This is a genomic window from Thalassospira lohafexi (assembly GCF_002844275.1).
In the GTDB taxonomy this organism is placed as follows: Bacteria; Pseudomonadota; Alphaproteobacteria; order Rhodospirillales; family Thalassospiraceae; genus Thalassospira; species Thalassospira lohafexi.
This window is the reverse complement of sequence record NZ_NXGX01000010.1, coordinates 41,962-55,597: the sequence shown is the minus strand read 5'-3', so window position 1 is coordinate 55,597 and position 13,636 is coordinate 41,962. Positions and strand designations below refer to the sequence as shown.

Below are 13,636 nucleotides of genomic sequence, written 5' to 3'. Positions count from 1 at the left end.
TATCGGGGTAGGGTGATGATCCTGGAGCATCCTTAGTGATGCTCTTTCCTTGCCCTTCTCACAGGAGAACTGTGCCGTGCGTGTTTTCTTTAATGCCCGCCACGATGCCCATGACGGTGCTGGCGAAATGCACCACGGGCGCATGGTGCCCTGTTTTGAAAATGCCCGGCGCATTCCCATCATCCGTGATGCGGTCGCACATGCGGTACAGGCGCAGCTTGTTGATCCGGCTGATCACGGCATGGATCCGATCCGTGCCATCCACGACGCCGATTACCTTGATTTCATCGAAAACGCCTGGGGCGCATGGGCCAAGGCGGGTAACAAGGGCGATGCGTTCCCCTATGTCTGGCCGAGTGCAGGGTTTTCTGGCGGCAAACCCGAACACATTAGTGCGCGTCTGGGGCAGTTTGCCATTTCATCAGATACCCCGATCACGCAAGGCACGTGGAAAGCGGCCTACTGGGGCGCGCAGACTGTTACGTCTGCTGCTGATGCGACGTGGCATGACGGCGAGGCATCCTTTGCTCTGACCCGTCCACCAGGTCATCATGCCCATGCCAACCGCTATGGCGGGTATTGTTTCTTGAATAATTGCGCCATTGCAGCCCAGAGGATGATTTCCAAGGGGGCGAAAAAGGTCGCGATCCTTGATATTGATTACCATCATGGCAATGGCGCGCAGGATATTTTCTATCAACGTGGTGATGTTCTGACCATCTCACTCCATGCCGACCCGACCCATCAGTTCCCGTTCTTCATGGGCTATGCCAATGAAACTGGACGTAATGACGGACAGGGGGCGAACCTTAATATTCCGCTTCCCGGTGGCAGTGATTTTGGCGCATGGGGGCAGGGTTATGCCAAGGCCATGCAAAAGCTTGTGACATGGCAACCCGATGCGTTGGTGATTGCACTGGGTGTTGATGCCCACGAAGCTGAACCGATTTGTGATTTCAAACTCCAGACCGATGATTTCAAACGCATCGGTCAAATGATCGGGCGCTTGGGCCTTAAAACCGTGTTTGCCATGGAAGGCGGCTACGCCCATGACGTGATCGGGCATAATGTGGCGGCGGTTCTCAGTGGATATCTGAATGAAGCCAAACGCTGATCACGTGATTAGATGTGGCTTGAAATGAAAATGCCCCGTGCTTCGTGCCGGGGCATTTTCATTTTGGATGGGCTGGATCAGGCCAACGTGTTCAACGGTCCCAAGGTGGTGTGCCGCCAAATTCACCAACCAGAAAATCGACAAAGGCGCGCACGCGTGTTGGCAGATAGCGGTTTTCCGGATACAGCGCATAGACCGCATGTGATGGCGGTTGATAGTCGGGCAGCACGACCTTCAGGCGGCCATCGCGGATATGAGCACCGACTTCCCAGTGTGATTTAAGCGCAATGCCATGGCCGTCCAGACACCAGCGGGTCAGGACTTCGCCGTTATCAGAATCCATGGAGCCCGAAACCGCCAGCGTGGCCGCGCCTTCGTCATTCGGGCCGACCAGCGTCCATTGATATTGTTGCGATCCGGGGAAGCGCAGCAACAGGCAATTGTGATGCAAAAGATCGCCGGGGACATTTGGTGTGCCGTGCTTTTCAAGATAAGCCGGGCTTGCCACCAGCATGCGTTTGTTGGCCGCCAGTTTGCGAACGATGAGCGAGCTTTCCTTAAGCTCGGCAATGCGAATGGCAAGGTCGACCTTGTCTTGCAACAAGTCCAAAAGCCGGTCTGACAGGTGCAGGCGGATTTGCACATCCGGGTTTTTTTCAACAAACTTCGGAATGATCGGCACGACATATTTGTTGCCAAATGCAATTGGGCAGGTCAGCGTTACCGGGCCGCGTGTGGTGTTTTTTTGATTGGCGATGGCATTTTCGGCCTCCTGCATTTCCGATAAGATGCGCAGGCAGTGCCGGTAATAAACATCGCCCTCCGTGGTCAGATTAACCCGGCGCGTTGTGCGGTTGAGCAAGCGAACGCCAAGGCGTTCTTCAAGGCGCGCGATGCGGTTTGACACGACGGCGGCCGAATGACGCAATTCGCGCCCGGCAGCAGAAAGGTTACCAAGTTCGGCAACGCGGACAAAAATCTGGATGTCCTCAAAGTCGGACATGGTGCGGGATGCTCCTGATCTGGTCGTGGCTTGTGGCGTTTATTCTTGCTGTTTGTTCAATTTGGTGGCGCCCACTGTGCCATTTTAAAGAATAGTTTGAAAGTCATTTCGATTATGCTCGGGGCGTTAATAATAGAGGTGCTCTGACGCCTATGGTAGGACTGGATAAGAGAGTGATTGGAATGATTCTTGGTCGGCGTGGGGACAAGCGGCGCTGGTATCATTCCCAAAAGAGGGGCAGCCCAAGTGTGACGTGATTGTCATCTGCCTTGGGCGAGACGGAGGTTTCTAACGCCGTGGATATTCTGTTTCAGGACTGGATCAATTTGATCCTGCGCTGGGCGCATCTGATTACGGGCATCGCCTGGATCGGGTCTTCGTTCTATTTTGTCTGGCTGGATTTGAGTTTGCGCAAGCGGCCAGACATGGATGAGGGTGTCTACGGCGAAGCATGGATGGTGCATGGCGGCGGGTTTTATCACGTCAATAAATGGATGGTTGCGCCCAAATCCATGCCAGCCGACCTGCATTGGTTTAAGTATGAGGCTTACTTTACCTGGCTGACCGGTTTTGCGCTTTTGGTGACCATGTATTACTGGAGTGCCGAAAGCTATTTGATCGACCCAAGTGTTCTGGCGCTGACCAAGATGGATGCGATCCTGATTGGGTTGGGCAGCCTGTTTGCCGGGTGGGTGATCTATGACATCCTGTGCAAAAGTGCGATTGGCAAAAGTACGGGTAAGCTTGCGGTCGCCCTGTTTATTCTGATTATGGTGGCGGCTTATTTCTTTACCCATGTGTTTAGTGGGCGTGGGGCCTTTATCCATGTCGGGGCGATGATTGGTACGATCATGGCCGCCAATGTGTTTCGCATCATCATTCCCAATCAGAAAAAGGTCGTTGCCAGCCTGATGGCCGGGGAAAAGCCTGATCCGGCATTGGGGCTACAGGCCAAGCAACGTTCGACCCATAATAACTATCTGACCCTGCCGGTGTTGCTGATGATGATCAGCAACCATTATTCGATGCTGTTTTCCCATGATCAGTCATGGCTGATTGTCGGGTTGATCCTGATCATCGGTGGTCTGGTGCGCCATTTCTTTAACACGCGCAATGCGGGCGGGACGGGTAAGGCAATTGTCTGGCAACTTCCAGCAGCCGGTGTTGGTATGGCGGTTTTGGCGATGTTTGCATCCTATGACCCCAATGCGGTCAAGCTTGCGGATGAAGACATCATCACCGCTGATCATGCGTTGGCGATTGTGCAAACCCGCTGCACGGCGTGTCATTCGCAAAACCCGCGCGACGAAGGGTTCGATGAAGCCCCGGCGGGTGTGATGTTTGATGATTTGGCCCAGATCGAAGCCAATGCCCAGCGTGTGCTGGCACAGGCCGTGATTGGCCGGGCGATGCCGCTTGGCAATATCACGGAAATGACCGACGAAGAACGTGCCCAGCTTGGCCAGTGGATACGTGCGGGCATGCCGGAATAGACCGTCAAATTTGCCTCAACATAATAAAGGGCGGTCGCATGATGCGGCCGCCCTTTTGCGTTGACGTGCCGGGCAAGTCCCCGGCGGAGACGGGGGATCAGACGTCGGCGCGATAGTTCATCGGTACCCAGTCATACATCGTGGCATCTTCGCGCACGTGACCAATGCCCGGGAAGGCAATGTGACAGCCCGCGACCAGATATTTGTCAGCGACCGCCTCGGCAAAGGCGGCTTCGCGACTTTTGATCGCCTGATCGGGATCGACATCAAACGGGATGGCAACGCCCGGTTCATCAAACTGCAAAACATCGCCGTGCGTGATGTCGCCCCAATAGACGAATTTCTCACCCTTGCTTTCAAACGAAAGTGCACTGTGGCCTGGTGTGTGGCCCGGGCGGTGGGCGGTGTCGATCACGCCGGGAATGGCGGACGCATCGGGCGCGTATGTTTTAAGCATCCCGCTATCGAGATAGAGTTTGGTCGCGGCAACGGCCTGATCAAAGAAAAGCTTGGCCTCATCCGGGGCCTTGTCGCGGTTTGCTGTGCTTAGCCAATAGTCCGCATCAAGTTTGGGGACATGGACCGTGGCATTGGCAAAGACCTTTTTGCCATTGAGTGTCAGCCCGCCGGTATGATCGGTGTGGATGTGGGTGATGACGACATCATCAATCTGATCGGGATGATAGCCCGATGCGATGATGTTGGCCGGCAGTTTGCCAAGGGCAGGGCCCATCAAGTCACTGGTACCCGCATCAAGCAGCACCAGCCGGTCCCCGAAATTCAGCAAGTACGCGTTGACCGATACATGTGTTGGCGTGCCCTGAAACGCATTGGCAAGGGCGGTACGGGCATGGTCGGGCGTGGTGTTAAGATATAAGTCGGCTAGTGGGAAATGGCCGGTGCCATCCGACAGGGCGGTGACTTCGACGTCGCCGACCATCAGGCGGTAATACCCCGGTGCCTGTGTTCCGGCCAAAGGGGCCTTGGCATCCGCACGCAGGGGGACAAATACGGTGCTGCCAACTGCACCGATGGCGGCGGCGGCCAATGACCCTTTGAGCATGTCGCGACGTGATAACATGGATCTTTTCCTCCTAAAGATGCCGGGCAAACCGGCGGGTTGTAAGTTTATGGGCAAAATGTATAGTCCATTTCATCAGTAATCAAATCGATGCGGGTCATGGATAATATTGATCATTTCAATTTACGGTCATTCGATCTCAACCTCATGGTTGCGTTTGACGCAATGATGCAAGAGCTTAGCGTGACCAAATCCGCCGAAAAATTGCGGATTGGTCAATCGGCGATGAGCCACAATTTATCAACACTGCGCGTGTTGTTGCAGGACGATTTGTTTGTGCGGGTCGGGCAGAAAATGCAACCAACCGCCAAGGCCCGTGCTTTGGCCGGGCCCGTGCGTACTGCCTTGTCACAGGCGCAAAATGCGCTTCAGGCGTCAGATTGCTTTGATCCGGCAACGGCGGAACGCGTTTTTCGGTTGGGGGTGACCGGTGAAATGGAAATGATCCTGCTTCCGGTGTTGTTGCGTCATTTGCAGATACACGCACCGGGAACCAAGCTGTTAAGCCGCACGATCACCACCGACAGCGTTGATCCGATGATCAATAATGGCGAGATCGATTTGGCAATCGGATGTAAAAGCCCGTTGCAATCAGGCTATTTCGGCGAGGTACTCTTTAAGTCCGAAGTGGCGTGCTGCTTTAACCCCAATCTTCTTAATCTGGGCCGCCCTTTGTCGCGTGAGGATTATCTGGCGTCACGCCACGCGGTGTTGTCGCAGACAGGTAACGTTGCGGGATGTGTCGGCGATGCGTTGCAGGGGTTGGGGATCAATTTGAACGTCGTCATGGCGGCCCCTGATTTCATGCCGCTTTTGGCTGCGGCGCGCAATGCACCAATTATCGCAACGGTTCCGTGCCGTATTGCCACCCAGTATGCCCCGTTATTTGGGCTGAGCTTTTGCCAGATGCCAATTGAAGTCGGATTTCCACCGGTGACGATGAACTGGGCAGTCTGGACCGACAAGGACGTCGGGCTGGTTTGGTTGCGCGATCAAATCCGAACCGTGATTGCGTCAATCGCCCCTGAAGATCACCTTCTGGCAGCAGAATGATTCCCGCGTTGAATGGATAACGCCCTGCGGGCGAACCCGCAGGGCGAGAAGCCGCCAATGGCAAGGCGGGATTGTGGTGCAATAACCGCAAGCGGTGGCGAAACTTCCGTCCTTGAAATAGGGGCTGGTGGCAGGCGCGTCAATGTGATTAAAAAATAATCAAATTTTAATCTATGATTGAAAAATGGTCAGATAAAATGTGGGTCACGCAAATATTTCCCGAAACTACGATGTAAAATAGTTGGATACTGCGTGGGAATCCCTCGATTCTTGATTTTATTCCATAAGAGGGTGATTCTGGCACGGTTTTAGCTAGTACCACTGCGGTGCAATAAACTCGCAGTGGAGGCTATAAATGAATAAGAAGCTTCAAGCGCTCATGGGCGCTGGGGCCTTGGCATTGTCTGTTATGACGATGTCAGCCGCACAAGCAGCAGATACCATCAAGGTAGGTGTGCTGCATTCTCTTTCGGGGACGATGGCGATTTCTGAAACCACATTGAAGGACACTGTCCTGATGCTGGTGGATGATCTGAACAAAAATGGTGGTTTGCTTGGTAAGCAGGTCGAAGCTGTGGTCGTTGACCCGGCATCTGACTGGCCGCTTTTCGCCGAGAAAGCCCGCGAACTCATCGAAAAAGATAAAGTCGATGTTGTTTTTGGCTGCTGGACCTCGGTTTCGCGTAAATCGGTTCTGCCGGTGTTTGAAGAGCTGAACAGCATGCTGTTCTATCCGGTTCAGTACGAAGGCGAAGAAAGCTCGCGCAACGTATTTTATACCGGTGCCGCGCCAAACCAGCAGGCCATTCCGGCTGTTGATTACCTGATGAGCGAAGACGGCGGTTCCGCGGAACGTATTGTTCTGCTTGGTACCGACTACGTTTATCCGCGTACCACCAACAAAATCCTGCGGTCTTATCTGAACGGTAAGGGTATCTCTGATGAAGACATCATGGAGAACTACACCCCGTTCGGTCATTCCGACTGGCAGTCGATTGTTGCGGATGTAAAAGCATTCGCGTCAGCCGGTAAGAAAACCGCCGTGGTTTCGACCATTAACGGTGATGCGAACGTTCCGTTCTACAAGGAACTCGCCAATCAGGGCATCAAAGCCGAAGACATTCCGGTTGTTGCGTTCTCTGTCGGTGAAGAAGAGCTTGCTGGTATTGATACCAAGCCGCTTGTTGGTCACCTTGCTGCCTGGAACTACTTCCAGTCGGTTGAGTCTGATGCCAACACGGCCTTTATCGAAAAATGGCATGCCTTCATTGGTGATGACGCACGTGTCACCAACGATCCGATGGAAGCAACCTACATCGGCTTTAACATGTGGAAACAGGCTGTTGAGCAGGCTGGCACCACCGATGTTGATGCGGTGCGTCAGGCCATGTATGGCCAGGAAGTTGCAAACCTGACTGGTGGTATGGCTGTCATGAACACCAACCATCACCTGTCCAAGCCGGTTCTGATCGGCGAAGTGCAGGACGATGGTCAGTTTGACACCGTTTGGGAAACCGAAGGTACGGTTGTTGGCGATGCATGGTCGGACTTCCTGCCAGAAAGCGCAAAATTGACCGCCGACTGGACCTATCCTTGGGTCTGCGGCAACTGTGAAAAACCGATGTACTAATCGGTGCTGGGCGGGCCGGTCGTGGGAACGCGACCGGCCCGTTCGCTGTCAGGCAGGCCAAGGTGCCGCCATCGTCTGATCTATTCTTTTTTCCATTTTCCATATTGAATACAAAGGTTTGGTGATCATGCGCAATGACATGTTTTCAGTGCTGCGCCGTTCCCCGTTTTCCATCACGCAGACGCGCCGGTTTGCCGTCCGGATTTGCGGTATGGTTGCCTGTTTGATGATGTTTGCTGTGGTTTCCCCCAATGTTGCGCAAGCTTTTAGCGACGAGGAACTGCGCAATATTGCCGAACAACTTAATGACAAAAGTTCGACCAAACAGGTTGCCATCATCGAAGAAATGGCCGCAGACGGCGATCCGCGCGTCGCGCCAATCCTTAAGGCGATGCTCGAAGGTGACCTTTATGTCCGTGACAGCGACGAACATGTCGTGATCGCCACCAAAAAGGGCAAGGTCTATACCCATATCGACATCATCAGTGGCGAAGAAGCCGGGGAAAGTTCATCCAAGGAACTTGATAAAATCAAGGTCAACAACCGGCTGCGCGGGGCGCTTCGCGATGCGCTGGCAACCCTGAACCTGTTTAGTCCCGACCATGCCGTGCGAACCGCTGCCGTAGAGCAGATCATGGATGCCCGTGATCCGGCGATGTTGCCGTTGCTTTTACGTGCGATTGAGCGCGAAGACGATGAAACGCTTCTGGCGCGGATGAATTTGGCGCGCGCGACCATGGCCCTGGCCGCGGGTGAAAATGCCGAGGAACGGTTGGCTGCCATCGACGTTCTGGCCAGTGAAACCACCCCGCAAATTCGCGCGGTTCTGTCGCAATTTGTTGCCAGTGCCGAGGCCGAGGGGATTGAACCCGAAGTCGTGACTGCCGCGCAGGATGCATTGGATGATGTCGAAGGTCGTCTTTCAAACTGGCAAACACTTGGCGATGTTTATCGCGGGATCAGTTTGGGGTCGGTTTTGCTCCTTGCCGCCGTCGGGCTTGCCATCACCTTTGGCGTGATGGGGGTCATTAACATGGCCCACGGCGAAATGATCATGATCGGCGCCTATACCACCTTTGTCGTGCAGCAGATTTTAAGTTCGGTTCTGCCGTCTGGCTCGCCATGGTCTTTGATCATTGCCGTGCCCGCCGCGTTTTTGGTGGCCGGGATGATCGGCGTTGTTATTGAGCGCTGTGTTATTCGTTTCTTGTACGGTCGGCCGCTTGAAACCCTTCTCGCGACATGGGGTGTCAGTCTGGTGTTGCAGCAAGCCACCAGAACGATTTTCGGGGCCACCAACCAGCAGGTCACTGCACCTGATTTCATGAGCGGTGCGATTGAATTTTCGACCGGTCTGGTCCTGACCTATAACCGGCTGTGGATCATTTTGTTTAGTCTGATTGTGGTTGCCGGGATCGCGTGCGTTCTGCGCTATACCGCCTTTGGTCTTCAGATGCGCGCCGTCACCCAGAACCGCCGCATGGCCGGGTCGGTTGGCATACGTACGGGCTATGTCGATGCGCTGACCTTTGGGTTGGGATCGGGGATCGCCGGGATTGCCGGGGTGGCGCTGAGCCAGATTTCAAACGTCAGTCCGAACCTTGGTCAGACCTATATCATCGACAGTTTCATGGTGGTTGTGTTTGGCGGTGTCGGAAACCTTTGGGGCACGGTTCTGGGCGCGTTCAGCCTTGGTATTGTGAATAAGTTCCTTGAACCATTTGCCGGTGCAGTTTTGGCCAAAATCTTTGTCCTGATTGCGCTGATCCTGTTCATCCAGAAACGACCCAAGGGGCTGTTCGCCCTTAAGGGCCGCGCGGTGGAGGCCTGATCCATGACCGATTACAGTCAAAAATATCAAATGACGCCGGTTGTGGGCTGGTTGCTTAAGGATCGCGGGGGCATGATTTTGCTCACGATCCTGATCGCCGCAGCCATTCTGGTGCCGATTGGAAACCTGTTGGTGCCTGAGACTTCGTCCTTCCACGTGCCGACATGGATGCTGAGCCTTTTGGGCAAATATCTATGCTATGCGCTGCTGGCACTTAGCGTGGATCTGATCTGGGGCTTCTGCGGGATTTTGTCGTTGGGTCATGGGGCATTCTTTGCGCTGGGCGGCTATGCCATGGGCATGTACCTGATGCGCCAGATCGGTGATCGCGGGGTGTATGGCAACCCGGAATTACCCGATTTCATGGTGTTCCTCAACTGGACCGAATTGCCGTGGTACTGGTACGGCTTTGACATGTTCTGGTTCGCCATTGTCATGGCGATGTTTGTGCCGGGATTGCTGGCCTTTGTGTTTGGCTTCCTGGCATTCAGATCACGCGTGACGGGTGTGTATCTTTCGATCATTACACAGGCGATGACCTATGCGCTTCTTCTGGCCTTTTTCCGCAACGATATGGGATTTGGCGGCAATAACGGCCTGACCGATTTCAAGGATTTGCTGGGCTATTCATTGCAATCGGACGGCACGCGGGCCGGGTTGTTTGTCGCATCCTGTGTGTTTCTTGGCATTTGTTACATCGTGGCGCGCGGCATTACCCAGTCTCGCCTTGGCAAAGTTTTAATCGCAATTCGTGATGCCGAAAGCCGGGTGCGGTTTACGGGCTACCGGGTTGAATATTACAAGCTGTTTGTCTTTACCATTTCGGCGGTGATGGCCGGTATTGCCGGTGCGCTTTATGTGCCGCAGGTCGGGATCATCAATCCGGGCGAATTTGCCCCGGCCCTTTCGATTGAAATCGTTATCTGGGTCGCCGTTGGCGGGCGTGGCACGCTTTATGGGGCGGTGCTTGGCGCGTTTATCGTCAACTATGCCAAGACCTTCTTTACCGGGGTAATGCCGGACTTCTGGCTGTTCTTCCTTGGCGGGCTGTTTATTGCGGTGACCTTGCTTCTGCCCAAAGGCGTGATTGGCGCGGTTCCGGCATTCGGGGCGCCTGACAGGCAATCAATCCTATCGTCAATGCGAAAACGCCTGAGTGCAGGAGGCAAAGCATGAGCGAAGCCATGGATATCAAACCAGACGCGCAGGTTAAAAGTGCCCGTGCTGAAACCATTCTCTATGTCGATGGGGTGTCGGTGACCTTTGATGGTTTCCGTGCGCTCAATAACCTGTCGTTTTATGTCGAACCGGGCGAGCTTCGCGCCATCATTGGTCCGAACGGGGCGGGTAAAACCACGATGATGGATATTATCACCGGTAAAACCCGGCCTGATACCGGGGACGTTTTGTTTAAAAGCGAAACGGACCTGACCAAGCTGGACGAGGCCGATATCGCCAATCTTGGCATCGGGCGCAAGTTCCAGAAACCGACCGTATTTGAAAGCCATACGGTGTTTGACAACCTCCTGCTTGCCTGTTCGGGCGGGCGTGGGGTGTTTAAGGCCCTGTTCCATCGTCTTTCGAGTGCCGAAAAGATCAAGATCGAAAAAACACTGATCACCATCATGCTTGATGAAAAGCGCGATGAGTTGGCCGCCAACCTGTCGCACGGGCAGAAACAGTGGCTGGAGATCGGCATGCTGTTGATGCAGGAACCCGAACTTCTTTTGGTCGATGAGCCGGTTGCCGGTATGACCGATTCCGAAACCGAAGAAACCGCCAAGCTTTTGCGCACAATCGCCAAGGAATATTCGGTGGTGGTGGTCGAGCACGACATGGAATTTGTCCGTGACCTTGATTGCAAGGTAACCGTGCTGCACGAAGGATCGGTGCTGGCCGAAGGCCGTCTTGATCATGTGCAAAAAGACCCGCGGGTCATTGAAGTTTATCTGGGACGCTAGGGGAAAGACTTAATCATGCTCGATGTTAGCAATATTGATCTGTTCTATGGTGCGTCCCATGCCCTGCGCAAAGTGTCGCTGAGTGCAAGCACGGGCAAAGTCACGGCCGTGCTTGGCCGCAATGGGGTGGGTAAAACATCCCTGATGCGCGCGGTCGTTGGTCAGCATCCGATTGCCGATGGCAACATCAAATGGGAAGGCAAGGATATCTCGCGCGATCCATCATGGCGGCGCTCGGTCAATGGTATCGCCATTGTCCCACAGGGGCGTGAGATTTTCCCGCTTTTGACGGTGAAGGAAAACCTTGAAACCGGGTTTGCCGCCTTGCCGCGTGCCATGCGCCATATCCCCGATGAGATTTTCGAACTGTTCCCGGTTCTGCGTGACATGCTGGGTCGTCGCGGTGGCGATCTTTCGGGCGGGCAGCAACAGCAGCTTGCCATTGGGCGCGCCCTTGTCACCCGGCCCAGATTGCTCGTGCTGGATGAGCCGACCGAGGGTATCCAGCCATCGATCATCAAGGATATCCAGCGCGTGATCAAACAGTTGGCCAATCGTGGCGATATGGCGATCCTTCTGGTCGAGCAATATTTTGAATTTGCCCATGAACTGGCCGACGAGATTGTCGTGCTGGAACGTGGCGAAGTGGTTTTATCCGGATCAAAGGACACGCTGGATCGTGAAAAAGTTCGGGCTTATCTGACTGTTTGATCAGCATTTGCCGAAAATTTGCGCAGGTTTGGGGTGATTTGCGCGCTTAAACGGGGCCGGAAATCCGTCGGTTGCGATGGATTGTCTGGTTGGCCCGCATCTTGCTGTTATGGCCGATGGAATTGCCGGAAAACGGTATCAGGTTCACGTAAAGAACCAAATCATCAGGTGGCCTTGTGCAACTTCGCAAACTCGAAACCCCGATCTCCGCACCTCAAAACGCGGATACTGGACTGACCGCAGAGAACGCGCGCATCAAAACAGATGGCCGCGCCGAGGTGACATTCCGAACGGGAACCGGCCCGACCCATCAGGGCGGGCATGCGGCACTTGATCATCTGTATTACCGCGATCCGATGAAAATCCTGTTTCCGCGCCCTGTGGCGGGGGATCTGACCACGGCTGTTTTGGTGACAACATCAGGTGGCATGGTTGGTGGCGATAAGCTGGCGTTTGAAGGTCGCGTTTCAGACGGTGCGTCTGCGCTGTTTACAGCCCAGGCGGCGGAAAAGATTTACCGATCTGCCGGGCTTGATTGTGAGATGTCGGTTGATCTGGGCGTTGGCGATGGGGGCTGGCTGGAATGGTTGCCCCATGAAACCATCCTGTTTGATCAGGCGCGCTTGCGGCGCAAAACAACCGTGGCTGCGACCGGAACGGGCATGGTCATGGCCGGTGAAATGATGGTGTTTGGCCGATTGGCGCGCGGTGAAGTGTTTACCACGGGACTTGCCCGCGATGCATGGGATGTGTCGATTGACGGGCGCCCGATCTGGCGTGATGCGCTGCATCTTGAAGGTGATGTGTTGCGGATGCTCGATCACGCGGCGGCATTTGATGGCGCGCGCGCCGCGGCGACCGCCATTTTGGTCGGTCACGGTGCCGAGGATCAGTTGGATAATGCGCGGGTATGTTTAACACAGGCGTGTGACGGTCTGGATGACGCGGCCGTTCTGTGTGCGGCAACCGCGATGAAGGGAATTGTGATTGTGCGCTTTATGGCGCGTGATCCGATGAAATTGCGCCGGGTCTACGGCGCATGGTGGAAACAGTTCCGCCATAAAACACGGGGGCTTCCCGAACGCTTGCCGCGTTTGTGGGAGATTTAAAATGGTGGATCCAAGGAGGAAGCAGGCATGAATTTGACGCCACGCGAAAAGGACAAACTGCTGATTTCGGTTGCCGCCATGGTGGCGCGCAATCGCCTTGCACGCGGTGTAAAGCTTAACCATCCCGAAGCCATCGCAATCATCACCGATTACGTTGTCGAGGGGGCGCGCGATGGTCGGTCGGTTGCCGATTTGATGCGCGACGGGGCCACTGTGATCAAACGCGATCAGGTGATGGATGGCATTGCCGAAATGATCCACGACATTCAGGTCGAAGCAACGTTCCCCGATGGAACCAAGCTTGTCACCGTTCACGAACCGATCCGTTAAGGGGGCTTATGATTATGATTCCAGGTGAAATCATTACCAAAGAAGGCAACCTGATCTTAAATGAGGGTCGTGAAACCAAGACCATCACGGTGTCCAATACCGGCGACCGTCCGGTGCAGGTTGGTTCGCACTATCATTTTTATGAAACCAATCCGGGCCTTGATTTTGACCGTGATGCGGCGCGGGGCTTCCGGCTTGATATTCCTGCGGGCAGTGCAGTTCGGTTTGAACCGGGCCAATCGCGCGAGGTCAATCTGGTCAAATACGCCGGGACCGGCACGGTTTACGGTTTTAACGCCAAAATCAACGGCAAGCTTTAA

At 54.6% G+C, this 13,636-nt stretch carries 13 protein-coding genes; 11 read left to right on the top strand and 2 right to left on the bottom strand.

The genetic code is table 11. From position 1 onward, the window contains the following. The first annotated feature begins 76 nt into the window (after positions 1–76). Positions 77–1,114, top strand: a complete 1,038-nt coding sequence (locus COO92_RS19790) for a histone deacetylase family protein (RefSeq protein ID WP_022732599.1) — start codon at positions 77–79, stop codon at positions 1,112–1,114. Between the two features lie 91 nt (positions 1,115–1,205). Here COO92_RS19790 and COO92_RS19785 read toward each other — a convergent pair whose 3' ends face one another. After that, complete coding sequence (locus COO92_RS19785; RefSeq protein WP_101304690.1) at positions 1,206–2,117, bottom strand: LysR family transcriptional regulator; 912 nt, start codon at positions 2,115–2,117, stop codon at positions 1,206–1,208. A gap of 296 nt (positions 2,118–2,413) precedes the next feature. Here COO92_RS19785 and COO92_RS19780 point away from each other — a divergent pair, with 296 nt between their 5' ends. Continuing rightward, positions 2,414–3,610, top strand: a complete 1,197-nt coding sequence (locus tag COO92_RS19780) for a urate hydroxylase PuuD (RefSeq protein ID WP_101304689.1) — start codon at positions 2,414–2,416, stop codon at positions 3,608–3,610. Between the two features lie 97 nt (positions 3,611–3,707). Here the strand turns inward: COO92_RS19780 and COO92_RS19775 are convergent, their stop codons facing one another. Then, on the bottom strand, positions 3,708–4,691 hold the full coding sequence (locus COO92_RS19775; protein WP_101304688.1) for an MBL fold metallo-hydrolase: 984 nt from the start codon (positions 4,689–4,691) through the stop codon (positions 3,708–3,710). 99 nt (positions 4,692–4,790) lie between these two features. Here COO92_RS19775 and COO92_RS19770 point away from each other — a divergent pair, with 99 nt between their 5' ends. The 9 genes from COO92_RS19770 (at position 4,791) to COO92_RS19730 (ending at position 13,636) form a co-directional block, all read left to right on the top strand. After that, positions 4,791–5,744 carry a LysR family transcriptional regulator gene (locus tag COO92_RS19770; protein WP_165792411.1) on the top strand — a complete coding sequence of 318 codons (954 nt, stop codon included), beginning with the start codon at positions 4,791–4,793 and terminating at the stop codon, positions 5,742–5,744. A 355-nt stretch (positions 5,745–6,099) separates the two neighbouring features. Beyond that, entirely contained in the window at positions 6,100–7,374 is a 1,275-nt protein-coding gene (urtA, locus tag COO92_RS19765; protein WP_022732594.1) for an urea ABC transporter substrate-binding protein, read from the top strand. 127 nt (positions 7,375–7,501) lie between these two features. Further along, entirely contained in the window at positions 7,502–9,205 is a 1,704-nt protein-coding gene (urtB, locus tag COO92_RS19760; protein ID WP_101304730.1) for an urea ABC transporter permease subunit UrtB, read from the top strand. 3 nt (positions 9,206–9,208) lie between these two features. Then, a complete protein-coding gene (urtC, locus tag COO92_RS19755) occupies positions 9,209–10,381 on the top strand; it encodes an urea ABC transporter permease subunit UrtC (RefSeq protein ID WP_022732592.1) in 1,173 nt (390 codons plus the stop codon). Next, positions 10,378–11,166: an urea ABC transporter ATP-binding protein UrtD gene (urtD, locus tag COO92_RS19750; protein ID WP_022732591.1), complete on the top strand. Its 789-nt coding sequence runs from the start codon at positions 10,378–10,380 to the stop codon at positions 11,164–11,166. The genes urtC and urtD overlap by 4 nt, the downstream gene beginning before the upstream one ends. 15 nt (positions 11,167–11,181) lie before the next feature. After that, a complete protein-coding gene (gene urtE / locus COO92_RS19745) occupies positions 11,182–11,877 on the top strand; it encodes an urea ABC transporter ATP-binding subunit UrtE (RefSeq protein ID WP_101304686.1) in 696 nt (231 codons plus the stop codon). Positions 11,878–12,053: 176 nt separating this feature from the next. Next, positions 12,054–12,986, top strand: coding sequence for an urease accessory protein UreD (locus COO92_RS19740; protein WP_101304685.1), 933 nt, complete (start codon positions 12,054–12,056; stop codon positions 12,984–12,986). Between the two features lie 27 nt (positions 12,987–13,013). Further along, complete coding sequence (locus tag COO92_RS19735; protein WP_022732588.1) at positions 13,014–13,316, top strand: urease subunit gamma; 303 nt, start codon at positions 13,014–13,016, stop codon at positions 13,314–13,316. Positions 13,317–13,330: 14 nt separating this feature from the next. Further along, positions 13,331–13,636, top strand: a complete 306-nt coding sequence (locus COO92_RS19730; protein ID WP_028791580.1) for an urease subunit beta — start codon at positions 13,331–13,333, stop codon at positions 13,634–13,636.

Bases quoted from the DNA above. Each gene is read 5' to 3' on its own strand.
- COO92_RS19785 (WP_101304690.1), bottom strand. From the start codon at position 2,117: ATGTCCGACTTTGAGGACATCCAGATTTTTGTCCGCGTTGCCGAACTT.
- COO92_RS19775 (WP_101304688.1), bottom strand. From the start codon at position 4,691: ATGTTATCACGTCGCGACATGCTCAAAGGGTCATTGGCCGCCGCCGCC.
- COO92_RS19770 (WP_165792411.1), top strand. From the start codon at position 4,791: ATGGATAATATTGATCATTTCAATTTACGGTCATTCGATCTCAACCTC.
- urtA (WP_022732594.1), top strand. From the start codon at position 6,100: ATGAATAAGAAGCTTCAAGCGCTCATGGGCGCTGGGGCCTTGGCATTG.
- urtB (WP_101304730.1), top strand. From the start codon at position 7,502: ATGCGCAATGACATGTTTTCAGTGCTGCGCCGTTCCCCGTTTTCCATC.
- urtC (WP_022732592.1), top strand. From the start codon at position 9,209: ATGACCGATTACAGTCAAAAATATCAAATGACGCCGGTTGTGGGCTGG.
- urtD (WP_022732591.1), top strand. From the start codon at position 10,378: ATGAGCGAAGCCATGGATATCAAACCAGACGCGCAGGTTAAAAGTGCC.
- urtE (WP_101304686.1), top strand. From the start codon at position 11,182: ATGCTCGATGTTAGCAATATTGATCTGTTCTATGGTGCGTCCCATGCC.
- COO92_RS19735 (WP_022732588.1), top strand. From the start codon at position 13,014: ATGAATTTGACGCCACGCGAAAAGGACAAACTGCTGATTTCGGTTGCC.
- COO92_RS19730 (WP_028791580.1), top strand. From the start codon at position 13,331: ATGATTCCAGGTGAAATCATTACCAAAGAAGGCAACCTGATCTTAAAT.